Below are 24,410 nucleotides of genomic sequence, written 5' to 3'. Positions count from 1 at the left end.
TCACAGGTCCTCCGTCGATGCGATGCGCGGGTGCAGGCCCACGTCGATCACCTTGTCCAGTACCAGCGGCGCGGGCACGGCGTCTTCGGGCACGGCCACCGTGACCGTGTAGTGCAGGGCAACCTTGGGCGTGCCGCCCAGCGCCTGCCAGAACTCGCCCAGGCTTTGCAGCCGCCCGGGTTGCAGCGAGCTGACCGGCAGCGGCAGTTCCTGCCCGGCCAGTTCGCCTTCCAGCAGTGCTGCCGGAATCGCGCGGTGGCGCAGCAACGTGCGCATCACGGCGCCGAGCAGCCGGTGCTCGTCCTCCGAGGGATCGGCCACGCTTTCGCTGGGCCAGGCTGTCACCAGGTATGAAAAGTCGACCCGCACCGGCGGCGGTACCAACCGTGCCCGGCCGTCGGGGCCGCGCTGCGTCAGCACCTCGTTGCTGCGCAACTCCAGGTTCTCGCGCACGTCGTACAGGAACAGGTCGATCGCCGGCAGCGTCACGGACTGCGGTGGAAACTGGTCGTCGGGTGCAGCGAAGCTGACGCGCACCTGGTCGGCCCATTCTTTCGGCAGGCTGGTGCGCAACAGCCGCGCGATGCTGCGGTCCAGGTCGTTGATCATCGGGTGGCTCCTGCGAAGGCCTTGTCGTCGATCAGCTTGCCCATCTTCTGGAACTCGCGCTGCGCGGCCCGCAGCACGTGCTCGGGCCGCACTTGGCCGCCGTCGTCGGCGGCCAGGAAGGCTGCGCCCAGCGCCACGTTGCGGATGTTCCCGCCGGTCAGCTCGAAGCGCCGGCCCAGGTCGTCGGCGTCGATGCCTGCCGCGCAGGGCGTCTCGCGCGGCCAGATGCCGGCCCAGATGCTGCGCCGGTCGGCCGGCGTCGGGAACGGGAAGTCCACCGTGAAATGCAGGCGGCGCACGAAGGCCTCGTCCATGTTCTTGCGGAAGTTGGTGGCCAGGATGGCCACGCCCTCGTAGGCCTCGATGCGCTGCAGCAGGTAGCCGACCTCGACGTTGGCGTAGCGGTCGTGCGAGTCGCGCACCTCGCTGCGCTTGCCGAACAGCGCGTCGGCCTCGTCGAAGAACAGGATCGCGTTGGAGGCCTCGGCCTCGTCGAAGATCGCCGCGAGGTTCTTCTCGGTCTCGCCGATGTACTTGCTGATGACCGAGGCCAGGTCGATCTTGAACAGGTCCAGGCCGAGTTCGCCGGCGATGATGTCGGCGGCCATGGTCTTGCCCGTGCCCGAGGGCCCGGCGAACAGCACCGCGAGCCCCTTGCCCATGGCCAGCTTGCGGTCGAAGCCCCAGGCGCCGTAGACCAGGCCGCGGTACTTCACGTGGTTGCAGATGTCGCGCAGCAGGGCCAGCCGGTCGGGCGGCAGCACGATGTCGTTCCATCCGTGGTGCGGCGTGATCTTGCGCGCCACCAGGCCCAGCTGCTGGTTCGAATGCAGGCGGCATGCCTCGTGCAGGTGGGCCAGCGTGTCGCCGCCGTCGGCCTGCAGGCGTTCCAGACCGCTGGAGGCGGCGTCGCGGATCTGCTCGGCGCCGAAGCGGAACTTGGCCGCCAGCGCGGTGCTGGCCTGTTCGGCGGCGGGTTCGGGCAGCGCGTCCAGCGCGCTGCGCCACAGCAGCCGGCGCTGCGCCGCGTCGGGCAGCGGCAGGCGCACGCAGGCGTAGGCCAGGCCGCGGGTGTCGCCGGCGGGTTGCCAGCGCTGCGCGCCCGCCAGGATCGCCAGGCCGCCATGGCCGTGCAGCCAGCGCGTCACGGTGGCCAGCGGCGCGGCCTGCGGCGGCGGCAGCAGGCGGTCGAACCCGTGCAGGCAGGGCACGGCGCCTTGCAGCAGCGCCTCGCGCGCGACCAGCGGCCAGCGCTCGGGCAGGCGTTCGCCGAGCCGTGCCAGGTCGATGCCGAGCAGCGGCCGGCCGAGCATGTGGCACAGCGCGGCGGCCGCGTCCTGCAGGCCGGCGCCGCAAGGGCCGAGCAGTTGCACGACCAGCGCCGGCTGCCGTCGCGCGCGGGCGGCCAGCGCCTGCAGCGCGCTGCGTTGTTCCTCGCCCAGCACCAGGCCGTCCAGGCCGGCGTCGGGCTGCCGCAGGGCGACGCTGTCCGCCAGTTCCTCGGCCGGCGTGTCGTCGCCCAGCAGGAAGGCGGCCACGCGCTCGGGCAGCTGCAGCGCGCGTGCGCGCAACGGCGCCTGCGGCTGGCCCGGATCGTCCAGCAGGTCCACGAGCCGGTGCCGCAGCAGCGGCGCCTGCGGCGCGAACAGGCCGCGCAGGCGCAGCTGGTCGTGCAGCGTGTCGCCGAGCAGTGCCAGCGCCAGGCCGACGCTCGGCCGCTTCTTGGTCACGTCGTCCTGCAGGTAGGCGCACAGGCGCTCGTAGCGCGGCTCGATGGCGCAGGCCAGGCACAGCAGCAGCACCTGGGCCGCGTCGTCGCCGAGCCCGCAGGCGCGGCACAGCCGGGGCAGGCGCAGGTCGACGCCGCGCCGCAGGCTGGCCTGCACGCGCTGCGCGATGCACGCGCGCAGCGCGGCCACGGGGCCCTCGAGCGCCGGCGGCGTGCGCACCCAGCCGGGCATGCCGGTGGGCTGGCGCAGCAGCGCGTCCACGTCGGCCTCGCTGATCCACAGGCCGCGCAGCTGCGCGTCCTCGGCGAAGGCCGCGCGCGACGCGCCGACCATCGCGCGCAGCCTCAGGTCCAGGCATTCCAGTTCGGCGAGCAGGTGCTCGTGTGAGTTGGCGAAATCGGTCAAGCGGATGCTCCCGCGGCGTCGGCCGTGCGAGGCAGTCTAGGACTGCCGTCCCGAAACGGCATCCGTCGTTTTGATGACGTCGCGCGCCCGCATGCGTTGACACCCGCCCGCGACGGCGAAACGCTGCCGGCATCGCAGGAGGGTCGCCGCATGCAGGCCGAACATGTCGAACGCATCCGCCGCCAGGTGTCGCTGTGCGGCCAGGTCGCCTGGCCCGGCGGCGCGCCGGCGCAGGGCGCGCGCGTCACGCTGTCGCGGTCGCGTGGCGGCGCGCCGGCCGTGTGCAAGAAGCGCGCCGACGACATCCTCAATGCTGTTGATGCCAGCTGCGGCGCCGTCGTGTGTACTACGAGCACGACGTGGGGCGGCTTCCACTTCGTCGACGTACCGCCGGGGACCTGGCAACTGTGCGTCGACGCCTGGCGCCGCGGTCCGCATGGGGAAACCGAAGGTCCGTTCCGGGCCGAACGAGAGGTCGACGTGAAGGCTGCAGCAACCGACATCGCGCAACCAACGGTCCCGCTGGTCGTCGACGTCGTGCTCGCGCCTGCAGCGCAGGCCGCCACCGCAACGCCCGACAAGGGTTGAAAGGGTATTCGACATGGCTACTTCCTATCTTTCGCCGGGCGTCTACATCGAAGAGGTGCCGTCCCAGATCAAGAGCATCGCCGGGGTCGGCACCAACACCGTGGGCTTCATCGGCATCGTGGAGGACGAGGTGCAGGTGCCCGAGTACCTCGACGACGACGAGTACCAGCGCCAGGTGCTGGCGGCGTTCGACAAGCTCTACGGTTCGGACGACGACTACTCGGACGCGAAGATCAAGGCCCGGGTGGACGAAGCGGCCAAGGCGAAGGAGGCGGCGGCCAAGGCCGCCGGCGACGCGGAGAAGGCGGCCAAGGCGGCCAGCGACGAGGCCGCGAAGGCGGAGAAGCGCAAGGCCGTCGCCGCGCCCGACGGCAGCACCGACGCGGCGGACGTGGCCAACGCGCTGGCCGCCGCGCAGGCCGCGGCGGCCGCCGCCCAGGCCGACCTGGCGCAGGCGAAGGAGAAGGCGCAGCGCGCGTCCGAGGCGGCGCAGGCGCTCGAGGAACTGAGCAGCAAGCCCGAGGCCGAGCGGGTGCGTGGCGTGCGCGCGCTCAAGCGCGACCAGGCGCGCGCGATGGTCGCGCGCTACACGCTCAAGCCCTTCCAGGTCGAGGTGCCGCCCGGCCAGGCCAAGCTGTGCACCAACTTCTCGGAATACCAGTCGCGCTTCGGCGGCTGGTCGGCCTACGACTCCTCGCAGCTGGCGCTGGGCAGCCAGGGCGTGGTGCTGAGCGGCCACCAGGTCCTGAGCCATGCGGTGTTCGGCTTCTTCAACAACGGCGGCGGCCGCGCCTTCGTGGTGCGCGTGCGCAAGGACTCGCTGCAGGACGACCTGAACCTGGCGTTGGCGACGCTGGAGTCCGTGGAGTCGATCGCGCTGGTGGCCTTCCCCGGCATGTCGTCCGACAAGAGCATCGCCGCGGCCCTGGTCGCCCATTGCGAGCTGACCAAGTACCGCTTCGCGATCCTGGACGCGCCGCAGCACCCGGTCGACGCGCAGCGCCGGCTCGACCCGGAGCTGCTGAACTACGACAGCGGGCAATCGCAGCTGCCGGCGCGCAGCAAGCACGCCGCGCTGTACTTCCCCTACATCGAGGTGGTCGACCCCGCGCTGCAGCTGCAGCAGGCCGGCATCGACAGCGTGCCCGACAAGTACAAGGGCCTGGTCCACGTGCCTCCGTCCGGCGCGATCGCCGGCGTCTACGCGCGCACCGACGTGCAGCGCGGCGTGTTCAAGGCGCCCGCCAACGCCAGCGTGCTGGGTGCGCGCAACGTGCAGTACTACATCAGCCGCGCCATGCAGGAAGGGCTGAACCCGCAGGGCGTGAACTGCATCCGCACGCTGAACGGCGACATCACGGTCTGGGGCGCGCGCACGCTGGGCGGCGACGAGAACAACGAATGGCGCTACGTGAGCGTGCGCCGCACCTTCCTGTTCCTGGCCAAGTCCATCGACGCGGGCACGCAGTGGGTCGTGTTCGAGCCCAACACGCCGGCCCTGTGGGGCGCCGTGCGGCGCAACGTGACGGGTTTCCTGACGACGGTGTGGCGCGACGGCGCGCTGTTCGGCACCACGCCGGAGGAAGCCTTCTACGTCAAGTGCGACGCCGAGAACAACCCGCTGGACAGCCGCGAGATCGGGCGCCTGGTGATCGAGGTCGGCGTGGCCATCGTGCGGCCGGCCGAGTTCGTGATCTTCCGCATCACCCAGGGCACGGCGCGCAACGCTTGAGAAGGCGTGAACGAACCGCCCGCACCTTCCGAGTTCCCGGCCATGTTCACCAGCACCGCCGCCACGCCGTTGCCCGCGCAGCGCCGCCTGCCGGGTGTGGCGCTGGCCTTCAGCCAGCGCGCGGCCACGCGGCCGCCGCCGTCCGGCGTGCCGCTGTTCGTCGGGTTCGCGGCGCCGCCGGCGGACGCGCCGTTCGCGGTGGCGCCGGCGGATGCGCCGTTCGCGGTCGACCGCTGGGAGCGCTACGCGCTGGCGTCGCCGCGGCCGGCGCCCGGCTACCTGGACCATGCGGTGCGCGGCTTCTTCGAGAACGGCGGGGCGGCCTGCTGGATCGCGCAGCTGCCGTTGCCCCAGCCGCTGCCGGAAGGCGCCGGCGCGGCGGCGCTGCGCGACCGGCTGCTGGCCGCGTTCCGCCCCGCCGGGCCGCTGGAGGACCTGGACCAGCCCGACCTGGTCTGCGTGCCGGACGCCGTGTGGGGGCCGCTGGGGCAGGACGCCGAGGCCGTGCGCGCGGTACAGGGCGCGGTACTGGCCTACTGCAACCGGCTGAACGACCGCTTCGCTTTGTTCGACTGCCTGCCGCGCGCCGCCGGGCGCGCGTCGGCCCGCCAGCGCACCGAAGGCATGTCGGCCACGGCCGCGGAAGTCGCCAACGGCGCGCTGTACTGGCCGTGGCTCGCGGTGCCGCCGCTGCGCGGTGCGCAGGGCGCCGCCACCGTGCCGCCGTGCGGCCATGTCGCCGGCGTGCTGGCGCGCCTGGATGCGGCCACCGGCCGGCACAAGGCGCCGGCCAACGAACGGCTGCAGGGCGTGCTGGACCTGGACGACGACGGCGAGCCGGGCGATGCCGCCGAAGCCGCGCTGGCCGCGCTGCACCAGGACGGCGTGAACTGCCTGCGCGTGCTGCCGGGCCGCGGCGTGCGCATCTGCGGCGCGCGCACGCTCAGCAGCCGGCCGCCCTGGCGCCACATCGGCGCGCGGCGCGTGGTGCTGGGGCTGGCGCGCTGGGCCCAGCTGGGCCTGCGCGACCTGGTCATGGAGCCGCACCGGCCGGCGCTGTGGGCGCGCATCCGCCAGCGCGTGGAGAGCCACTGCCTGGCACGCTGGCGCGAAGGCGCGCTCAGCGGCGATACGCCGGCCGAGGCCTTCTACGTGCAGTGCGACGCCGAGACCAATCCCGAGCACTCGCGCGAGCTGGGGCGCGTGGTCTGCGCGATCGGCCTGGCGGTCGCCGCGCCGGCCGAATTCATCGAGGTGCAGCTGGTCCAGTCGGTGGACGGCGCGCTGCTGCGCGGCTGACCGCCGCATCCGTTCCATTCACAAGGAGAAAGTGCCATGGCCAACAGGAAAGATCCCTACCAGAGCTACCGCTTCCGGGTCGAGCTCGACGGCATCCAGCGCGGCGGCTTCCGCGAGGTGGCCGGCCTGGACGTGACCAACGACGCCGTGCCCTACCGCGAGGGCAACGAGCCGGCGCGCATGCGCCAGCTGCCGGGCATGACCAAGTACGCCAACATCACGCTCAAGGGCGGCATCACCGACGACGACTCGCTGATCAAGTGGAAGCAGCAGACGGTGGACGGCAAGACCGAGCGCAAGAACGGCTCCATCATCCTGTGCGACGACGCCGGCGAGGAGAAGCTGCGCTGGAATTTCCATGAGGCCTGGATCGTCAAGTGGTCCGGCCCGAGCTTCAACGCCAGCGCCAACGAGGTCGCGATCGAGTCCATCGAACTGGCCCACGAGGGCGTGGTGAAGGCATGAGCCGCGCCCGGCCGCCCGAAGCGGCTCGCGCCGCAGCCCGTACGGGCGAAGGCAGTCCCGTGCGCCGCGCCCGGTCGCCCGAAGAGGCTCGCGCCGCAGCCCGTATGGGCGAAGGCAGTCCCGTACGCCGCGCCCGGCCGCCCGAAGCGGCTCGCGCCGCAGCCCGTACGGGCGAAGGCAGTACCGTGCGCCGCGCCCGGCCGCCCGAAGAGGCTCGTTCCCTCCCGGAGAGGCCGGGCCGCAGGCCCGACGGAGCACCGGCGAGCACCGCCGGGCCGTCCCGAGGTACGCGCTCCGCCATGCGCAGCGGGGAGGGCCGTCCATGACGTTCCAGACCGAGTTCGCCTTCACGCTGCCGCGCGGCTACCTGGACGCGCAGCACGAGCTGCACCGCGAGGGCACGATGCGCCTGGCCACCGCCAGCGACGAGATCCTGCCGCTGAAGGACCCGCGCGTGCAGGCCAACCCGGGCTACCTGGCGGTGATCCTGCTGTCGCGCGTGGTCACGCGGCTCGGCACGCTGGAGCCGCTGAACCCCAAGATCATCGAAGGCCTGTTCGCCGCCGACTTCGCGTTCCTGGAGAGCCTGTACCGCCGCATCAATGCGCAGGGCCACAACCGCATCGGCGTGACCTGCCCCGAGTGTTCGGCCCGCTTCGAGACGGAGGTGGCCGACGCGGGGGAGCTCTCGGCTACCCCTTGACCCAGCTGTACGAGGAGGTGGCCTATGTCGCATACCACTTTCACTGGCCCCATGCGCAGCTCATGGACCTCGACCACCTCGAGCGCCGCCAGTGGGTCCGCCAGATCGCCGAGCTCAACCGCCGCGCCAACGCGGCGGCCGACGACGCGCCGTCCGCGATGCGCTGAGCGCTGTGAACGAACCGCCCACACCCACGCGAGGCCGCCGATGACCATCACCTGTTCGCATCTTCATCGCCGCACCCCGGGCCTCGCCCCGCGGGCCGGGGGATGCCGGGCCGCAGGCGGGCGTCGCAGCCCGTGCCCCGGCACCCGCCAGGGCGATCGCCTGCGCCAGCGGCCCGGCGCTCCCCGCCGTGGGCGCGATCGGTTCGTTCACAGCTGCTGAGCCATGCCCGCGCGCCGCCAGGATCCTTACGACGGTTTCCGCTTCGTGGTGGAGATCGACCAGCTCGTCGTCGCCGGCTTCTCCGAGGTGTCGGGGCTGGGCCAGGAGAGCCAGGTCGAGTGCTTCCGCGAGGGCGGCTACAACGCCGGCGAGCGCGAACTGCCCGGCGCCGCCAAGGCGGCCGCGCGCCTGGTGCTCAAGCGCGGGCAGGACGATTCGCGCGAGCTGTCGGACTGGTTCCGCGCGGTGGTGGCCGGCCGCGTGCAGCGCCGCGACGTGTCGGTGCTGCTGGTCGACGCGGAGCAGCGCGAGCTGCGCCGCTGGAAGTTCCTGCGCGCCTGCCCGGTGAAGTGGGCGGGGTCCGACCTGCGCGCCCGCGATGCGGAGCCGGCCGTGGAGTCGGTCGAGTTCGTGCATGAAGGGTTGGCGCCATGAGCTTCGTCCGGCCATCCGAAGCCGTGTGGGACGGTGCGCAGGCGTTGGGCCGGCAGACCTGGGCGCGGCACCGTCTGGCCGGGATCGGCGCGGCCGGCGACACGGCCGACGGGCCGCTCCAGCGCGGGCTGGCGCCGGCCGGGCACCACACCGGCTTCGTGGCCGCCCTGCTGGGCCGGGCGCGGCCGGCCGGCGAGGCCGGCGCGCAGGCGCCGTTGCGGCGCCGGCCCGCGCCGCCTGGCCGCCAGCGGCCCGTCGCCGCGCCGGCGCGCCCGGCCGGTCCGCCCGGTGGATCGCAGGATGCGGCCGTGTCGCCGCAGGCCACGGCGCCGGTTCCGAGCATGCCCGCGCCGGCGTCACCCGCCCGGCCGATGGTCCGCGCGCCGCTCGCTGCCGCGGCGGTCCTCCCGCGTGGACCTGCGCAGGGCGCTCCCGGGCCGGCACGGGGGCCGCAGGCGCTGGCGCCGACTGCCGTGGCGCGGGCCGCCGCGGCGACGGTGGGCGGGGCTGCGGGCGGGGCCGGGCCGATGGCCGGCGCGCCGGTCGTGGCGGCACCGTCCCACCTGGCGGCTGCCGTGGAGGCGCCGGCGCCGTGGGCGCGGCCGGCGGCCGTGTCAGCACGGGGGGCGGAGGCGCCGCGCGCCGATGCGCGGGCTGGTGGTGACGGGCGCACGCCGGCGCCTGCGGCGAGCATGCTGTCAGCGTCAGCGTCAGCGTCAGCGTCAGCGTCAGCGTCAGCGTCAGCGTCAGCGTCAGCGTCAGCGTCAGCGTCAGCGTCAGCACCTGCACATCCGCATCCGCATCCGCTGGGCGGCCTGTCCGCGACGGTGCAGGCCGCGCGGGTGCACCGCGCGCCGCTGGGCCGCGGCGTGGACGCGACGCCGGCACCGCTGCGTGGCTTGCAGGCGCGCGCACCCGTGTCAGGGCGCGCCGGACCGGCGCGGCCGCCGGATGGGCGGGGCGTGCCGCCTCCGGTGCGGCGCCAGGCGCAATGGAAAGCGGAAGTGCGTCGCGCGGGTGCGCCGCTGCCGGCTGCCCTGCCATCGACAGGCCAGCCCGGCGGCGTGCCGCCGGCGCATGCAGAAGCGGTTGCCGCACCGGCCATGCCGGCGGTGCGTGCCGTGCGCCCGGTGGCGTTCTCCACTGGGGTGCCCATCGCCACCGCAGCTGCCAGAACGGCTGCGGCCTCCGCCCCGGCCCTGGCCATCCAGCGCGCCGCGCCGGCCTCCGTTGGCGGTGCCGCGGCGATGCCGGTCCGTGCGGCGGTGCCGGCGGCGGGTGGCACGGCCCGGGCCGGTTCGCACGGGGCTGGCATGGCTGGCGAGCGCGTCACCACGGCAGCGCCGGCGACCACGCCGATGCGGCCACCGGCGCTGCAGCCTGCGGCTGGCATGCCCACCGCGGGGCAGGCAGGCAGCCGCCAGCCCCTGGCGCCGGTCGCGCGTGCCGCGGCCCGGCCCCAGCCGCCGCTGGCCGGCCATCCGCCGATCCACCGCAGGGCCGAGGCCGTGGAGCGGGGTGGCGCTGCGGCGTCGCCCGCGGACCGCGTGCCGGTGCGCATGGCGCCGCCGGCGGCCGCCGCCGCCGCGGCGCAGCCCCATCCGACGGCCCGGGTCACGGATGCGGTGCGGCCGGCGGCATCGGTTGCCGGTGGCCCGGTGTCCGTGGCGATGCCGTCGCGCCAGGCCAGGGCGGTGTCCGGCCCGGGCGCCGCGGCATCGCCCGCCGACGTGCCGCCGCGGGCCGGGCAGGGCACGCCGGGCGGCGCCGAGGCGGCGCCGATGGTCTCCACCGGGCGCCCGGCACCCGTCCGCGCGGGCGAGCCGCTGGGCGTGATCGCCAGCCCGTCCACGGCCGCGTCGCGGTCCACGGGCCCCGCGACGCCGTCCTTGCCGCAGGCGCTGGCGCGCCCGGCATTGCCGGCACTGGCGCGGGGCCGTGGCGAGCTCGTGCCCCGCGGGACGACCGTGCGCCGGTCCGCGTCCAGCGAAGCTGCCGTGCCCGCCGTGCCCGCCGTGCCCGCCGTGCCCGCCGTGCCCGCCGTCGCGGCGGCGGGCGCCGAGCCGGTCCGCGCCGGCGAAGGGCTGGGGCCGGTCGTGCGCGCGCCCATGCGCACGGGGTCCGCCATGCCGATGGCCGGAACCGGCCCGTCGGCGCAGGGGGCGCCGGTATTCCGCGCGGCCCTGGCGCCGGCGCGCGGCCTGGCGCCTGGCCATGCCGCCAGCCACGGCGACCCGGTGGCGCCCGCTGCCGGGCCGATGGCCATGCCGCCGCGGACCGCGGGAATGCATGCACCGCTGGCCGGCTCCCCGCTGGCCGGGTTGCACCGTCCATTGGCGGCCTGGCGCGCGGCAGCACCGGCCGCGGCGCCAGCGTCCGTGGCCTCGGCTCCGGCGCTCGCCGCGGCACCGCGGCAGCTCGTGCAGCGCCAGCCCCAGCCGGCGGCCGCTGCCGTGGTGGCACGCCTGGCCGACTCTTCGCCGGCGGAGCCGTCCATGCTGCTGCAGCCGCCGCGCATCACCGAGGCCGCGCCTGCGGCCGCGCCGGCGCCCCAGGCGGCGGCGCCGGACCTGGAGGCGCTGGTCGAGCGCGCCTGCAGCCGCCTGTTCGAACAGATGGCGCTCGCGCAGCAGCGCCGCGGGGTGTCGCCATGGCTTTGAGCAAGCTCACCATCCAGGTCGAGCGCACCGGCGCGAACCTGCAGTTCGACGACAGCCGGCAGATCGTCGCGGCCTTCAACCCGGGCAACCTGAAGTTCACGCGCTCGGCCAACTGGAAGAGCCAGGGCGCGGCCCTGCGCGACGTGCCCGAACTGCAGTTCACCGGCGCCGAGCCGCGCACGCTGCGCATCGAGCTGCTGTTCGACACCTACGACACCGACGAGCCGGCCGGCAGCAAGCGCAAGGTCACGGAGCTGACCGACCCGATGCTGCGGCTGACCACGGTGGAGTCGCATGGCGACAAGCACCGCCCGCCGGTGTGCCGCCTGCGCTGGGGCGCGGCCGGCGTGTTCTTCCAGGGCGTGCTGGAACAGCTGGAGCAGGACTTCGTGCTGTTCATGGAGGACGGCACGCCGGTGCGCGCCAAGCTGTCCTGCACCTTCAAGGAATGGCGCACGAACTACGAGGACCTGAACCGCCAGCGCACCGAATCGTCCGACGTGGCCAAGGTCTGGACCGTGCGCCGCGGCGAGACGCTGGCGGCCATCGCCGCCGAGGAATACCTGGACCCGAAGTGCTGGCGCGTGGTCGCGCAGGCCAACGACATCGACGATCCGCTGCGGCTGCAGCCCGGCCGCATGCTGGTGCTGCCGGCCTTGCCGGCGCCGGGAGACGCGCGATGAACGCCCGCGATACGCGCTACGACACGCTGGCCCCCGCGTTCAGGCTGCGCGTGAACGGCGCCGAACTGCCGCAGGAGGCGGTGGCCGACGTGATCGCGGTCGAGGTGCTGGACGACGTGGAGGCGGCCGGCATGTGCAGCCTGCGCCTCAAGGGCTGGGACGGCGTCGCGATGCGGGTCAAGTGGATGGACGACGCGCTCTTCGCCGAAGGCAACCCGGTCGAGGTGGCGCTGGGCTACCGCGACCGCATGCAGCCGCTGTTCGACGGCGAGATCGTCGGCCTGGAGCCGGACTTCCCGCAGGGCGAGCCGCCGACCCTGACGGTGCGCTGCTTCGACCTGCGGCACCGGCTGATGCGCGAGCGCCGCACCCATTCCTACCTGGACCTGCAGGACAGCGACGTGGTGCGCGAGATCGCCGAGGCCGCCGGCCTGCGCGTGCGCGCCGAGAGCAGCGGCGTGCGCCACCCCTACCTGCTGCAGCACAACCAGACCGACTTCGCGTTCATCGCCGCGCGCGCGGCGCGCATCGGCTGGGAATTCCTGGCCGAAGGCCGGACCCTGGTGTTCCGGCCGCGCGCCTACGACGCGGCGCCGGCCGTCACGCTGCGCCGCGAGGTCGAGCTGCTGCAGTTCCGGCCGCGCCTGTCCACGCTGGGCCAGGCGCCGCGCCGGAGCGTGCGCGGCTGGTCGCCCGCGGACAAGCAGGCCGTGCTGGCCGACGCCCGGGTCGGGGACGAAGGCGGCCTGATGGGCGGCGCGGCCTCGGGCGGCGCGACCGTGGAGCGCGCCTTCGCGCGCGGCGGCAGCAGCGTGGTGGAACAGCCGGTGCACGGCGCCGAGGACGCCGGGCAGCTGGCGCGCCAGGGCTTCCGCGAGATGGCGCTGGACTACATCCGCGCCGACGGCACCTGCATCGGCGAGCCGCAGCTGCGCGCCGGCATCGTGGCGCGCATCGAGGGCCTGGGCCAGCGCTTCAGCGGCGACTACTACCTGCACGCCGTCGAGCACCGCTTCAGCCCGCGCACCGGGTACCAGACGCGCTTCCAGGCGCGCCGCAACGCCAGCTGAGGACAGGGGGCCGCCATGCACGCCGCGCAGATGCTCCAGGGCCTGGTCGCCACGGCCGCCGCGGCCGACGGGCGCATCCACGGCGTCGTCGTCGGCATCGTCACCAACAACCGCGACCCCGAGGGCATGCACCGCGTGAAGCTGCGCTTTCCCTGGCTGAACGACGAGGACGAGAGCCACTGGGCCCGCGTGGCCGCGCCCATGGCCGGCGGCGGCCGCGGCTGGTACACGCTGCCCGAGGTCGACGACGAGGTGCTGGTGGCCTTCGAGCACGGCAGCATCGACCGGCCCTGCGTGGTCGGCGCGCTGTGGAACGGCAAGGACCGGCCGCCCGAGGACAACGGCGACGGCCGCAACGACCGGCGCTCGTTCACCTCGCGCAGCGGCCACGTGCTGCGCTTTTGCGACGCCGACGGCCGCGAGTCCGTGGAGATCGTCGACAAGAGCGGCGGCAACCGCATCGTCATCGACACCGCCGGCCGCAGCATCCGCATCGAGGCCGACGGCGACATCGACATCCGCTCGGCCACCGGCCGCGTGCGGATCAGCGGCGTGGGCATCGAGCTCGACTCGCAGGCCGGGGTGCGCGTGCAGGCCCAGAGCACGGTGGACATCCAGGCCACCGGGCCGGCCTCGCTGTCCGGCGCGCTGGTCAAGATCAACTGAAGAAGACGGCCATGGACTCCCTTCCCGCTCCCTTCCTCGGCGTCGGCTGGGCCTTTCCGGTGGCGCGCGCTCCGGCCGGCGAGGATGGCGCCGGCGCGCTGGCCCTGGCGCATTACGAAGACAGCGTGCGCCAGGGCATGCTGCTGGTGCTGTCCACGGCGCCGGGCGAGCGGCTGATGCGGCCGGACTTCGGCTGCGCCATCCACGAGCTGCTGTTCGCGCCCAACGACGCCACCACGCGCGGCATGGCCGAATCGGCCGTGGCCGAGGCGCTGCGCCGCTGGGAGCCGCGCATCGAGCTGCTGCGCGTGGCCGCCGTGTCGCGCGGCGATCCCAAGGACGTGCTGGAGATCAGCGTGGACTACCGCGTCGCCCGCACCGATTCGCGCTTCAACCTGGTGTTCCCCTTCTACCTGGGACGGCCGCTGCGATGAACCTGCCCGCCATGCCCCGGCTCGAGACGCGCGCGAGCGGCGACGTGGCCGCCGCGCTGCGGCGCGAACTCGGCTGGCCGCGGCAGGACGCGCTGGCCGAGGCCCTGGTGGCGGTGTTCGCGCACTATGCCGAGCTGCTGGGCGGCGCGCTGAACACGGCGCCGCAGCGCCACCTGGACGCCTTCGTGGACCTGCTGCAGCCCGAACGCTTCGCGGCCGAGCCGGCGTGGACCGTGCTGGCGTTCGAGCCGGTGCCGCGGCCGGCCGGCCGGCCCGGTGCGGCGCCCGCGCTGGTGGTGCCGGCCGGCACGCGCGTGGCCGGCCAGCCCGCGCCCGGCAGCTCGGAGCCGCCGCTGTTCGAGACCGTGGCGCCGCTGGCGCTGCAGGCGGCCCGGGTGGTGCGCGCCTACGCGGTGGACGACACCGGCGGCCGCTGGGCCGACGCGACGGCCATCGCGCAGCCGCAGGGCGCGGCCGCGCCGGCGCCGGCGCTGGCGGTGCCGCGCGCGCTGCGCTTTCCGCTGCCGTCCGCGGCGCTGGTGGCAGCTCCCGCCACGCTGGTGCTGCAGCTGGACTTCGACGGCGAGGCGCACGCCCCGGCCGAATTGGACTGGTGCCTGCAGGGGCCGCAGGGCGCCTGCGTGCCGCTGGTGCCGGCCGACGACGGCACGCAGGGCCTGTCGCGCAGCGGCGCGGTGCTGCTGCAGGGCCTGGCGCCCGCTGCGGCGGCGCCCGGGCCGCATTGGCTGGTGTGCAGCGTGGGGCCGGGTGCGCCGCTGCGCGTGCCGCGGCAGGCGCGCTGGGCGCTGCGGCGCGTGCAGGCGGCCGCGCCGCTGGAGGCGGCGTTCTTCGGCGCGCTGCCGCTGGATGCCAGCTGCGACTTCTTCCCGCTGGGCGAACGCCCGCGCTTCGGCGACGCCGTGCTGCTGTGCGCCGCGCCTTTCGCCTGGCCGGGGGCGCAGGTCGACCTGGCGGTGCGGCTGACCAACGGCAGCGACGCCGAGGGCACCCCGCCGATCCCCCGCGTGGGCGACCAGCATGCGCCCAGGCTGCAGTGGGACGCTTGGACCGCCGCCGGCTGGACGCCGCTGCAGGCGCAGGACGGCACGCAGGGCTTCACGCGCAGCGGGCGCGTCCGGCTGACGCTGCTGGCCGACGTGCGGCCCATGGACTGGCAGGGTGCTCCCGGTGGCTTCCTGCGCGCGCGGCTGGCCGGCGGCGACTACCTGGTCGAGCCCGGGCCGGGCGCGGCGGCGCCGGCCAACGGCTTCGCCGCCTGGCAACAGCAGCAGCCCCAGCACCGTCCTCCCGCCATCGCGCGGCTGGACGTGGCGGCGCAGGTGCAGGCGCCGGCCCAGGCCCTGGACGGCATCGAGGTCGAGCAGGGCCTGCAGCGCGGGGCGCCGGCGGCGCGGCACGATGCCTGGCCGGGCCTGTACCTGGGCCTGCGCCGCGACGCCGCCGAGGCCGGCACGGACCTGCAATGCGTGCTGCAGGGCGACGGCGGCGTGCCGCCCGCGCTGCCGCGCTGCCAATACCGCGGGCCGGACGGCTGGCGCGACGCGGCGGTGCGGGCCGTGCCCTGCCCGCAGCCGGACGCGCTGGGCTGCGTGCTGGCGCTGGGGGCGGACTGGTCGCCCTGGCCGGCCTCCACGGTCGATCCCGGGCTGCTGTGGCTGCGGCTGTACCAGGCGGGCGAGGCGTCCGATGCCCCGCCGCGGCTGGCGCGGGTGCTGCTGAACGCCGTCGGCGCGCTGCAGCAGGCCACGGTGGAGGACGAGCTGCTGGGCTCCAGCAGCGGCGCGCCGCTGCAGCAGTTCACGCTGGCGCGCGGCCAGGTGCTGGGCGAGCCGGAGCTGGAGGTGGGCGAGGACGGCCTGCCGGCGGCCGAGCGCCAGGCCCTGGTCGATGCGCAGGGCGTGCAGGCCCTGCGCGTGCAGGCCGCCACCGGCCGGCTGCCGGAACGCTGCTGGGTGCGCTGGCAGCGGGTGGACGACTTCTCCGCTTCCGGCCCGCTGTCGCGCCACTACCTGCTGGACCGGCACGCCGGCCGCGTGCAGTTCGGCGACGGCCGCCGCGGCCGCGTGCCGCCGCCGGGGCCGAACAACCTGCGCATGCGCCGCTACCGCAGCGGCGGCGGCGCCGCCGGCAACGCGCCGGCGCAGACGGTCACGCAGCTGCGCTCGACGCTGCCCTACGTGGCCGCAGTGCGCCAGCCCGACGCCGCGCGCGGCGGGCAGGACGCCGAGACGCCGGCCACCGCCCGCGCCGCCGCCACGGCCTGGCTGCGCCACCGCGGCCGCGCCGTCGGCCCGGACGACTATGCCGACCTGGCCTGCCGCGCCGAGCCCGGCATCGCGCGCGCGCTGTGCCTGCCGGCGTGCGACCTGGCCAGCGATCCGCTCGGCGAGCGGCCCGCGCCGGGCCGCGTCAGCCTGGCCGTGCTGCCGCGCGACGCCACGGCGCCGCAGCCGCAGCCGGAGCCCGCGCTGCTGCAGCGCATCCGCGCCTTCCTGCAGGCGCGCTGCCCGGCCGGCGTCCGCCTGCAGCTCGTGGGGCCGCGCTACCTGGCGCTGGACCTGGAGCTGGAGGTCGCGCCGCTGCCGGGCGCCGACCCCGCGGCGCTGGCCGACGCCTGCGCCCGGCGCCTGCGCGACTACCTGCACCCGGTGGCGGGCGGGCCGGCGGGGGAGGGCTGGCCGTTCGGCCGCCGGCCCCATCCGTCGGAACTGCGCGCCGCGTTGCGCGGCCTGCCCGGGCTGGGGGAGGTGCGCCAGCTGCGCCAGCGCCCGGCCCGGGGCGGCGCCCCGCAGGCGCCGCATGCGCTGGTCTGCGCGGGCGACTGCGCGGTCCGCACGGTGGATGTCCCGGCCTGACATGGACCGCGCCATGCAATCGCCGCCCGATCCGGATTTCGACGGCCTGGTCGCCCAGGGCCTGCGCCTGCTGTCGGTGCATGCGCCGCAGTGGACCAACCACAACGCCTCGGACCCGGGCATCACGCTGCTGGAACTGCTGGCGTACTTCAGCGACGCGCTGCTGTACCGGCTGGGCCGCGTGGGCACGGCCAGCCGCGTCGAGTTCCTGCGCCTGCTGCGCGGCCGGCCCGGGCCGGACGAGTTCAGCGCCGCCGCGCCCGATGCCGCCGCCGTGCGCGCGGCGCTCGCCCAGGTGCTGGAGCAGCTGGCCTGGCAGGACAGCGCGGTCACCCCGCAGGACCACGAGCGCCTGGCGCGGCGCGCGCTGGACGCACTGCCCGGCGGCGCCCAGGCGCGTGCGCGCTGCCTGCCGGACACCGACCTGGAGCGGCTGCCGCGCGCGCATGGCGCCTTCGCGGCCGGCGAGGACGCGGGCCACGTGAGCATGGTCGTGGCGGCGCCCGCCGGCAGCACGCCGGCGCAGCGCGCCGCCTTGCTGGCGGGCGTGCGCGCGGCGCTGGAGCCGCACCGCCTGCTGGCCTGCCGGCTGCACGTGGTGGCGCCGGTGGCGATCCATGTCGCGCTGCGGGTCTGGGTCACGCCGGCGGCCGGCAGCGCCCGCCCGGCGCTGGCCGGGCGCATCGCCGCCACGCTGGATGGCTGGGAGCCCGAGGCCTCGGAGACGGCCGACGGCACGCTGTCGCTGGCGGGCATCGCCGACCAGGTCGCCGCGCTGGACGGCGTGCAGGGCGTGGACCAGCTGGTGCTGACCGCCGCCAGCCTGGAGCCGGACGATCTGCGCGAGGACGCCGCTGCGCTGGGCCTGCAGCCGGGCTTGCGCGCGCGCCTGGGCCGCGACGCCTGGCTCGGCCTGCGCCCGCCGCTGCAGGCGGACCGGCTGCTGCGCGACGGCGACGGCCGGCTGGCGGCGCTCGCCCTGCGGCCCTGGGAGGTCGCGCGCCTGGTGGTGCGGCCGGCCGACGTGGCCTGGACCGGCACCGGCCACGGCCATGGAAGGGGCGCCGGGTGAGCACCGCGGCGCCCCCCGTCGCCGGCCGCCTGCTGGCCGGCCTGCCCGCGGTGTACCGCGCGGCGGACGCGGACCAGGGCCGCGGCGAGCTGCAGCGCCTGCTGGCCGCGTTCGAGCGGGTGCTGCTCGGCGCGCCCGGTGCTCCCGTCGCGCAGGGGTTCGAGCAGCGCATCGACGCGCTGGCCAGCCTGTGGGGCGGCGCGGCGCCGGACTGCGGCTTCGACCCCGCCACGCGCGATGCCTTCGCGCCGTGGATCGCCGCGCACTGGGTCGCGTTCGCGCCGTTCGCGCATTTCGACGCGGCGCGGCTGCGCCGCATCGCGGCCGGCATCGTGCCGCTGTACGCCCGGCGCGGCACGCCCGGCTACCTGGTCGCGCTGCTGCACCTGTGCTTCGACGAGCTGGACCACGTCGCGCTGCAGGAAGACCTGGGCGGTGGCCTGCGCGTGGGCCAGGCCCGTCTCGGCCGCACCACGCAGCTGGGCCGGGCCCGGCCGTTCGTCTTCGGCCTGGCGCTGCGGTTGCGTGCGCGCCCGCAGGGCTGGCCCGCGGGAGAGCTGCAGGCGCTGCGCGAGGCCCTGCAGGCCGTCATCGACTTCGCCAAGCCGGCCCATACGAGCTGCGAGCTCACGCTCGATCCGCCGGCTGGAGACTGAAAGGACCCCCACCATGCGCAAGACCCTCAAGATCGACAGCCGGCCGGCCTATTTCGACGGGCAGCTCCTGCAGGCCGAGGACTTCATCGCCGAGCAGCGCTACCACCGCCAGGCGCGGCACCGGCACAACCTGCTGATGCACGACTGGGGCCTGGTCCGCGGCCTGGAGCTGCGCCGCAGCGGCGACACGCAGCTCACGGTCGAGCCGGGCTGCGCGGTGGACGCGCGCGGCCGCGAGATCGAGATCCGCCAGCCGGTGGTGCTGGACCTGGCGGACCTGCCGGCGCAGACGCGGCTGCGCGTGACGCTGGCCGTGCGCGACGATGCCGCCGGCGAGCGCGAGCACGCCAACCGCATCGACAGCCGCGCCGTGGTCGGCGTCAGCGACGAGCCGGCCGAGGACGGCGCGCTGGTGCTGGGCGGACTGCAGCTGGACGCGGCCGGCAGGATCGATCCCGCCAGCCTGGACGAGTCCGGCGTGCGCCGCGCCCGCTCGCGGTTGCTGCCGGGGTCGGTCAACGTCGCCGCGCTCGACGACAGCCTGCGGCGCGGCTGGATGGCCTTGCCGTTCCGCGGCGTGGCGCTGGAGCGCGAGGCCGACAGCACCCAGGAGCTGCCGCCGCCGTTCCGCCTGGGCGTGACCGAGGCGCGTTCGTTCAGCAAGCTGCCCAGTGGCGAGAAGAACACCAGGGGCGCCGGTGGCGCGATGGGCATCGTGGTGCCGTTCGGCGCGCGGCGGCTGCTGCAGTTCCGCATCGCCGGCGTCGACAACGCCGCTGGCCTGGACGTGGCGCTGATCCGCGGCGGCTTCGATCCCGCCACCGGCACCCACCAGCGCAAGGAACTGCTCAGGCAGACGATTCAGGGCGCCCCCTACAACCAGCTGTTCGCGATCGAGGACGGCGTGATCGATCCGGCCTACCAGACGCTGTCGATCCGGCTGCACGGCCACGGCGAGATCTCGGTCTCGCTGATGGCCTTCGAGTTCTCGTACTGAACGCGCTTCCGGCGCGGCGGGGCGAGGAAGGCCGCCCGTGCGGTGCCTCCCGCGCGCGGGGGCGTCGGGCACGGCCAGCGTGATAACGATTCGCATCTAGGCATCTAGAATCGACTGGATCACCATTTCGAAGAGGCCATGCCTTGAAACAACACGCCATCGCCTGGATGCTGGCCGCCGCCTGCGGCGCTGCCGCCGTGCCGGCCTTCGCACAGACACCCGCGGCAGCGCCCGCGGCGGCACAGCCGCCCGTCGCGCAGGCCGAGGTCGCGCGCGTCGTGCGCCACCATGCCGCGCTGGTCAGCGCAAGCTACGAGGACACGCTGGCCGAGGCGCTGGTCATGCAGGCCGCGATCCGGGCGTTCCTGAACAAGCCCTCGCAGGACAGCCTGGACGCCGCGCGCAAGGCCTGGCTGGCCGCGCGCGAGTTCTACGGCCAGACCGAGGCCTTCCGCTTCTACGGCGGCCCGATCGACGACGACAACGGCCCCGAGGGCCGCCTCAATTCCTGGCCGATGGACGAGTCCTACGTCGACGGCGTGGTCGATGCGCCGCAGGCCGGCATCGTCAACAACCGCAAGCTGCCGATCACGAAGAAGCAGCTGTCGGCCTTGAACGAGCGCGACGGCGAGGAGAACATCGCCAGCGGCTGGCACGCGATCGAGTTCCTGCTGTGGGGCCAGGACCTGTCGGACACCGGCCCCGGCGCGCGCCCCTACACCGACTTCGTCGACGGCGGCAAGCCCAACGCCGACCGCCGCCGCCAGTACCTGCGCGTGGTGACCGAGCTGCTGGTCGACGACCTGCGCTTCCTGGCCCGCGCCTGGGCGCCGGACCAGCCGAAGAACTACCGCGCGCGCTTCGAGCGCGGCGGCATGGAGTCGGTGCGCAAGATGCTGGTGGGCCTGGGCTCGCTGTCGCGCGGCGAACTGGCCGGCGAGCGGCTGGAGGTCGCGCTGGCCAGCCAGGACCAGGAGGACGAGCACTCCTGCTTCTCCGACAACACGCACCGCGACGCCGTGGCCAACGCCACCGGCATCCAGAACGTCTGGCTGGGCCGCTACAAGCGCCGCGACGGCCGCGTGCTGGTGGGGCCGGGCCTGCGCGACCTGGTGTCCGCGCGCGACGCCGCGCTGGCCGAGCGCACGACGCGGCAGATCGCTGCCTCGGTCGAGGCGGCCGAGGCCATTCCCGCGCCGTTCGACCAGTCCATCAAGGTCGGCAACCCCGGCCGCGCCAAGATCCAGCAGACCATCGACAGCCTGACGCAGCAGTCCAAGGACATCGTCGAGGCCGCCGGGGCGATCGGCATCACGCAGCTGACGCTGGTCCAGCCCTGATGGCCCCGCCGCGTGCCGCGCGCGCCGCGTGGGCGGCGTCCGCGCTGCTGCTGGGCGGCGCGCTGGCGCTGCACGCCGGCGCCGGGGAGCCGGACGACGATGGCGTCGCCGTCGGTGGCGCGACCACGGTCTACGCCACCGGCCGCAACGCCTTCTCGTTCCCGGCCGCGAACCTGGACGACCCGGAGCGCACGCGCTTCGCGATCGGCAACTCCTTCTTCCGGCGCAACTGGGTGCAGGCGCCGGCCTCGACCAAGGCGCGCGACGGCCTGGGCCCGCACTTCATCGCGCGCTCGTGCGGTGGCTGCCACACGCAGGACGGCCGCGGCCAGCCGCCGGACTTCCGCCGCGGCCTGGCCGACCAGCCCGTGGGCCTGCTGCTGCGGCTGTCCGTGCCGGGGCAGGACGAGCATGGCGGCCCGTTGCCCGAGCCGGTCTACGGTGACCAGTTCCTGAACTTCGCGGTGCAGGGCGTCCAGCCCGAAGGCCGCATCACGATCCGCTACGAGGACGTGCCGGGCCGCTTCGCCGACGGCACGCGCTACACGCTGCGCCGGCCGGTGTACGGCTTCGCCGGCCTGAACTACGGCCCGATGGCGCGGGGCACCATGGTCGGCCCGCGGCTGGCGCCGCAGGTGATCGGCATGGGGCTGCTGGAAGCCATCGCCGAGGACGACATCCTGGCCAACGTGCGCACGCAGGCCGAGGCGGGCGGCCCGATCCGCGGCCAGGCCAACCGCGTCTGGGACGCGCCTTCGCAGCAGATGCGCATCGGCCGCTTCGGCTGGAAGGCCAACGTCGCCACGGTGGCGCACCAGACCGCCGCCGCCTTCCACGGCGACATGGGCATCACCTCCAGCCTGTTCCCCGACGAGAACTGCACGCCGACGCAGAAGGACTGCCTGGCCGCGCCGCGCGGCGCCCAGGGCCGGGCGCCCGAGATCGACGACAGGACGCTGCACGACGTGACCTTCTACACCGCCACGCTGGCGCCGCCGGCGCGCCGCGGCGCGCGCGACCCGCAGGTGCTGCGGGGCCAGGCGCTGTTCGCGCAGGCGCAGTGCGTGCTGTGCCACCGGCCCAGCTACCGCACGGCCGAGGGTCCGTTCCCGCGGCTGACGAGCCCGGCGCTGGCCGGCCAGACCATCCATCCCTACACCGACCTGCTGCTGCACGACATGGGCGAGGGCCTGGCCGACGGCCGGCCCGACTTCCTGGCCAGCGGGCGCCAGTGGCGCACGCCGCCGCTGTGGGGCATCGGCCTGATCCGCGACGTCAACGGCCACACCCGGCTGCTGCACGACGGCCGGGCCGACGGCGTGCTGGAGGCCGTGCTATGGCACGGCGGCGAAGCCGAGGCCAGCCGCGACGCGGTGCTGAAGTTCACGGCCGAGGAGCGTGCCGCCCTGGTCAAGTTCGTGGAGTCCCTGTGATGGCGATCGATGCGGCGCGCAGGCGCCTGATGATGCTGGCCGGCCTGGCGTGCGCCGCGGCGCCGGCTCTGGCCCAGCGCGTGCCGGCCAACGTGGCGTTGCCGTTCTACGGCCCGCCGGCCTTCATGCAGGGCGCCTGGCGCCGCTGGTACGCGCCGCGCGCGCGCGATTTCGCGCAGCGCGCGCAGGCGCTGGCCGAGGCGCTGTCCGCCCAGTGCCGCGCCGGCGACGCGGCCGCGCTGCAGGCCGCGCGCGCCGCCTGGGGCGAGGCCATGCTGGCGTTCGCGCGGCTGTCGGCGGTCTCGGTCGGGCCGCTGCTGCAGCGCCGCTCGGTGCGCCAGATCGACTTCATGCCGAGGCGGCCCGAACTGGTGCGCCGCGCCATCGCCGCCGCGCCGGCCGACCTGGCGGCGCTGGAGCGCGTCGGCACGCCGGCCAAGGGCCTGCCGGCGCTGGAATGGCTGCTGTGGAGCCAGCCGCCTTCCGGCGCGCCTACCGCGGGGGCGGGCGCGCCGGCCTGCCGCTACGCGGAACTCCTGGGCGCCCACCTTCTGGCCGAGGCCCGGGCGCTGGAGCAGGCCTTCGCCGCGCTGGCCGCCGCGTCGCCCGATCCCGACGACGAGGATGCCGCGCAGGCCGCGGCCGTCGCCATGTCCGAGCTGGTGAACCAGTGGATCGGCGGCGTGGAGCGGCTGCGCTGGCCCTTCATGGACAAGCCGCTCAAGAGCGCGCCCAAGGGCAAGCCGCCGGCCTATCCGCGTGCCGCCAGCGGCCTCACGGCGCAGGCCTGGGCCGCGCACTGGGAGGCGCTGCGCACGCTGGCCGTCGCCACGGACGACGCGATCCCGCAGCCTGGCGCCGACCTGGTGGCGCTGGAGACCTACATGCGCGGCCGCGGCCTGAACCCGCTGGCCGACCGCTGGGCCGCCGCCGTCGGCGCGGCCGGCACCGCCGTCGCCGCGGCCCGCCCGGAGGCGGCCGCCAGCGTGCAGGCCGCGGCCCGGGCCGTCGGCGGCCTCAAGCAGCTGGCCGAGGCCGAGCTGGCGCCGGCGCTGGACATCCGGATCGGGTTCTCCGATGCCGACGGGGATTGAGCCGGTGCTGCCGCGCCGCGCCTGGCTGGCGCTCGGCCTGGCCGCGCTGGCCCGGCCGGGCTGGGCCGCGCCCGCGGCGCGGCTGCTGGCCGCCTGGCAGTGCGAACCTGTCGGCACGCTCGAGGCCGCCCGCTACCAGATCGGCCTGCTGGCCATGCGGCCCGGCGCGCTGGCCGTCGCCCAGGCGCTGGAGGTGCCCACCCGCGCGCACGGCCTGCTGGCCGAGCGCGGCAGCACGGTGCTGGCCGTGGCGCGCCGCCCCGGCGACTGGCTGCTGCGCTGGACGCCCGGCGACGACGAGCCGCAGACTGCCTGGATCGAGCCCGACCGCGCCTTCAACGGCCACGTGATCGCCAGCCGTGACGGCCGGCGCCTCTACACCACCGAGACCGACCTGGAGACCGGCGCTGGCCTGGTCGGCGTGCGCGACGCCGCCACGCTGGAGAAGCAGGCCGAATGGCCGACCCACGGCATGGACCCGCACGAGCTGCTGCTGGCCGCCGACGGCAGCCTCGTCGTGGCCAACGGCGGCATCCCCACGCTGCCCGAGACCGGCCGGCTGAAGATCGGGCTGGAGCGCATGGACGCCTCGCTCGTGCGCCTGGACACGCGGGACGGGACGCTGCAGGGCCAGTGGCGCCTGGCCGACCAGCGCCTGAGCCTGCGCCACATCGCCTGGGGGCCGCGCGGCCTGCTGGGCATCGCGCTGCAGGCCGAGCATGCCGACGCCGCCGCGCGCCAGGCGGCGCCGCTGCTGGCGCTGTTCGACGGCCGCACGCTGCGCACGGCCGACGCGCCGCGGCCGCTGGCCGGCTACGGTGGCGACATCGCCTGGACCGGCGCCGGCTTCGCCGTCAGCTGCCCGCGCGTGGACGGCTTCGCCCGCTACGGCGCGGACGGCCGCTGGCAGGGCTTCACGCCGCTGGCCGAGGCCTGCGCGCTGGCCGGCGGCGACGGCGGGCTGTGGGCCGGCGGCCAGGGCGGCGCGCTGCATGGCGCGGACAGCCTGGCGGTGCGCGGCCTGCGGCTGGACAACCACTGGCTGCGACTGGGCTGAAGCGCCCCGGCGCGGGCGG

Annotated in this window: 22 protein-coding genes; 20 read left to right on the top strand and 2 right to left on the bottom strand. The window is 75.4% G+C overall.

The window, feature by feature from the left end:
* On the bottom strand, positions 1–609 hold the full coding sequence (locus QM782_RS22770; RefSeq protein ID WP_415205145.1) for a DUF4255 domain-containing protein: 609 nt from the start codon (positions 607–609) through the stop codon (positions 1–3).
* Positions 606–2,744, bottom strand: coding sequence for an ATP-binding protein (locus tag QM782_RS22765; protein ID WP_415205144.1), 2,139 nt, complete (start codon positions 2,742–2,744; stop codon positions 606–608). The genes QM782_RS22770 and QM782_RS22765 overlap by 4 nt, the downstream gene beginning before the upstream one ends.
* A gap of 150 nt (positions 2,745–2,894) precedes the next feature.
* Between QM782_RS22765 and QM782_RS22760 the strand changes: the two genes are divergently transcribed.
* From QM782_RS22760 to QM782_RS22665, 20 genes are all read left to right on the top strand, one after another.
* Positions 2,895–3,332: a hypothetical protein gene (locus QM782_RS22760; protein WP_415205143.1), complete on the top strand. Its 438-nt coding sequence runs from the start codon at positions 2,895–2,897 to the stop codon at positions 3,330–3,332.
* Between the two features lie 13 nt (positions 3,333–3,345).
* Positions 3,346–5,064 carry a phage tail sheath family protein gene (locus QM782_RS22755; protein ID WP_415205142.1) on the top strand — a complete coding sequence of 573 codons (1,719 nt, stop codon included), beginning with the start codon at positions 3,346–3,348 and terminating at the stop codon, positions 5,062–5,064.
* Positions 5,065–5,070: 6 nt separating this feature from the next.
* A complete protein-coding gene (locus QM782_RS22750; protein ID WP_415205141.1) occupies positions 5,071–6,363 on the top strand; it encodes a phage tail sheath family protein in 1,293 nt (430 codons plus the stop codon).
* A gap of 36 nt (positions 6,364–6,399) precedes the next feature.
* A complete protein-coding gene (locus QM782_RS22745; protein WP_415205140.1) occupies positions 6,400–6,828 on the top strand; it encodes a phage tail protein in 429 nt (142 codons plus the stop codon).
* Between the two features lie 322 nt (positions 6,829–7,150).
* Positions 7,151–7,531 carry a phage tail assembly protein gene (locus tag QM782_RS22740; RefSeq protein ID WP_415205139.1) on the top strand — a complete coding sequence of 127 codons (381 nt, stop codon included), beginning with the start codon at positions 7,151–7,153 and terminating at the stop codon, positions 7,529–7,531.
* Positions 7,528–7,698, top strand: a complete 171-nt coding sequence (locus tag QM782_RS22735; protein ID WP_415205138.1) for a DUF6760 family protein — start codon at positions 7,528–7,530, stop codon at positions 7,696–7,698. Before QM782_RS22740 ends, QM782_RS22735 begins: the two co-directional genes overlap by 4 nt.
* Positions 7,699–7,921: 223 nt before the next feature.
* Positions 7,922–8,353: a phage tail protein gene (locus tag QM782_RS22730; RefSeq protein WP_415205137.1), complete on the top strand. Its 432-nt coding sequence runs from the start codon at positions 7,922–7,924 to the stop codon at positions 8,351–8,353.
* On the top strand, positions 8,350–11,013 hold the full coding sequence (locus tag QM782_RS22725; protein WP_415205136.1) for a hypothetical protein: 2,664 nt from the start codon (positions 8,350–8,352) through the stop codon (positions 11,011–11,013). Before QM782_RS22730 ends, QM782_RS22725 begins: the two co-directional genes overlap by 4 nt.
* Entirely contained in the window at positions 11,004–11,696 is a 693-nt protein-coding gene (locus QM782_RS22720; RefSeq protein WP_415205135.1) for a CIS tube protein, read from the top strand. The genes QM782_RS22725 and QM782_RS22720 overlap by 10 nt, the downstream gene beginning before the upstream one ends.
* The gene (locus QM782_RS22715) at positions 11,693–12,766 is read left to right on the top strand and encodes a phage late control D family protein (protein WP_415205134.1); all 1,074 of its coding nucleotides are present in this window, start codon (positions 11,693–11,695) and stop codon (positions 12,764–12,766) included. Before QM782_RS22720 ends, QM782_RS22715 begins: the two co-directional genes overlap by 4 nt.
* A 15-nt stretch (positions 12,767–12,781) precedes the next feature.
* Positions 12,782–13,432 (top strand): phage baseplate assembly protein V, encoded by a 651-nt coding sequence (locus QM782_RS22710; RefSeq protein ID WP_415205133.1) that lies wholly within the window; start codon positions 12,782–12,784, stop codon positions 13,430–13,432.
* A gap of 11 nt (positions 13,433–13,443) precedes the next feature.
* A complete protein-coding gene (locus QM782_RS22705; protein WP_415205132.1) occupies positions 13,444–13,866 on the top strand; it encodes a GPW/gp25 family protein in 423 nt (140 codons plus the stop codon).
* Positions 13,863–16,742, top strand: a complete 2,880-nt coding sequence (locus tag QM782_RS22700; protein WP_415205131.1) for a putative baseplate assembly protein — start codon at positions 13,863–13,865, stop codon at positions 16,740–16,742. The genes QM782_RS22705 and QM782_RS22700 overlap by 4 nt, the downstream gene beginning before the upstream one ends.
* A 13-nt stretch (positions 16,743–16,755) precedes the next feature.
* The gene (locus QM782_RS22695) at positions 16,756–17,814 is read left to right on the top strand and encodes a hypothetical protein (protein ID WP_415205130.1); all 1,059 of its coding nucleotides are present in this window, start codon (positions 16,756–16,758) and stop codon (positions 17,812–17,814) included.
* On the top strand, positions 17,811–18,470 hold the full coding sequence (locus tag QM782_RS22690) for a hypothetical protein (RefSeq protein ID WP_415205129.1): 660 nt from the start codon (positions 17,811–17,813) through the stop codon (positions 18,468–18,470). The genes QM782_RS22695 and QM782_RS22690 overlap by 4 nt, the downstream gene beginning before the upstream one ends.
* 13 nt (positions 18,471–18,483) lie before the next feature.
* Positions 18,484–19,467, top strand: a complete 984-nt coding sequence (locus tag QM782_RS22685; RefSeq protein ID WP_415205128.1) for a hypothetical protein — start codon at positions 18,484–18,486, stop codon at positions 19,465–19,467.
* A 167-nt stretch (positions 19,468–19,634) separates the two neighbouring features.
* The gene (locus QM782_RS22680; protein WP_415205708.1) at positions 19,635–20,807 is read left to right on the top strand and encodes an imelysin family protein; all 1,173 of its coding nucleotides are present in this window, start codon (positions 19,635–19,637) and stop codon (positions 20,805–20,807) included.
* Positions 20,807–22,240, top strand: a complete 1,434-nt coding sequence (locus tag QM782_RS22675; RefSeq protein WP_415205127.1) for a di-heme oxidoredictase family protein — start codon at positions 20,807–20,809, stop codon at positions 22,238–22,240. Before QM782_RS22680 ends, QM782_RS22675 begins: the two co-directional genes overlap by 1 nt.
* Positions 22,240–23,334 (top strand): imelysin family protein, encoded by a 1,095-nt coding sequence (locus tag QM782_RS22670; RefSeq protein ID WP_415205126.1) that lies wholly within the window; start codon positions 22,240–22,242, stop codon positions 23,332–23,334. The genes QM782_RS22675 and QM782_RS22670 overlap by 1 nt, the downstream gene beginning before the upstream one ends.
* Positions 23,318–24,391, top strand: coding sequence for a DUF1513 domain-containing protein (locus QM782_RS22665; RefSeq protein WP_415205125.1), 1,074 nt, complete (start codon positions 23,318–23,320; stop codon positions 24,389–24,391). The genes QM782_RS22670 and QM782_RS22665 overlap by 17 nt, the downstream gene beginning before the upstream one ends.
* Positions 24,392–24,410 lie beyond the last annotated feature (19 nt).

The sequence above is a fragment of the Pseudorhodoferax sp. genome (assembly GCF_047601025.1).
Taxonomy (GTDB): Bacteria; Pseudomonadota; Gammaproteobacteria; order Burkholderiales; family Burkholderiaceae_C; genus Pseudorhodoferax.
The sequence above is the reverse complement of the archived record's forward strand: the minus strand, read 5'-3'. Positions and strand labels throughout refer to the sequence as shown.

Coding starts and splice junctions, on each gene's coding strand:
- QM782_RS22770 (WP_415205145.1), bottom strand. CDS start 609: ATGATCAACGACCTGGACCGCAGCATCGCGCGGCTGTTGCGCACCAGC.
- QM782_RS22760 (WP_415205143.1), top strand. CDS start 2,895: ATGCAGGCCGAACATGTCGAACGCATCCGCCGCCAGGTGTCGCTGTGC.
- QM782_RS22755 (WP_415205142.1), top strand. CDS start 3,346: ATGGCTACTTCCTATCTTTCGCCGGGCGTCTACATCGAAGAGGTGCCG.
- QM782_RS22745 (WP_415205140.1), top strand. CDS start 6,400: ATGGCCAACAGGAAAGATCCCTACCAGAGCTACCGCTTCCGGGTCGAG.
- QM782_RS22740 (WP_415205139.1), top strand. CDS start 7,151: ATGACGTTCCAGACCGAGTTCGCCTTCACGCTGCCGCGCGGCTACCTG.
- QM782_RS22730 (WP_415205137.1), top strand. CDS start 7,922: ATGCCCGCGCGCCGCCAGGATCCTTACGACGGTTTCCGCTTCGTGGTG.
- QM782_RS22725 (WP_415205136.1), top strand. CDS start 8,350: ATGAGCTTCGTCCGGCCATCCGAAGCCGTGTGGGACGGTGCGCAGGCG.
- QM782_RS22720 (WP_415205135.1), top strand. CDS start 11,004: ATGGCTTTGAGCAAGCTCACCATCCAGGTCGAGCGCACCGGCGCGAAC.
- QM782_RS22715 (WP_415205134.1), top strand. CDS start 11,693: ATGAACGCCCGCGATACGCGCTACGACACGCTGGCCCCCGCGTTCAGG.
- QM782_RS22710 (WP_415205133.1), top strand. CDS start 12,782: ATGCACGCCGCGCAGATGCTCCAGGGCCTGGTCGCCACGGCCGCCGCG.
- QM782_RS22705 (WP_415205132.1), top strand. CDS start 13,444: ATGGACTCCCTTCCCGCTCCCTTCCTCGGCGTCGGCTGGGCCTTTCCG.
- QM782_RS22700 (WP_415205131.1), top strand. CDS start 13,863: ATGAACCTGCCCGCCATGCCCCGGCTCGAGACGCGCGCGAGCGGCGAC.
- QM782_RS22695 (WP_415205130.1), top strand. CDS start 16,756: ATGCAATCGCCGCCCGATCCGGATTTCGACGGCCTGGTCGCCCAGGGC.
- QM782_RS22685 (WP_415205128.1), top strand. CDS start 18,484: ATGCGCAAGACCCTCAAGATCGACAGCCGGCCGGCCTATTTCGACGGG.
- QM782_RS22680 (WP_415205708.1), top strand. CDS start 19,635: ATGCTGGCCGCCGCCTGCGGCGCTGCCGCCGTGCCGGCCTTCGCACAG.
- QM782_RS22675 (WP_415205127.1), top strand. CDS start 20,807: ATGGCCCCGCCGCGTGCCGCGCGCGCCGCGTGGGCGGCGTCCGCGCTG.
- QM782_RS22670 (WP_415205126.1), top strand. CDS start 22,240: ATGGCGATCGATGCGGCGCGCAGGCGCCTGATGATGCTGGCCGGCCTG.
- QM782_RS22665 (WP_415205125.1), top strand. CDS start 23,318: ATGCCGACGGGGATTGAGCCGGTGCTGCCGCGCCGCGCCTGGCTGGCG.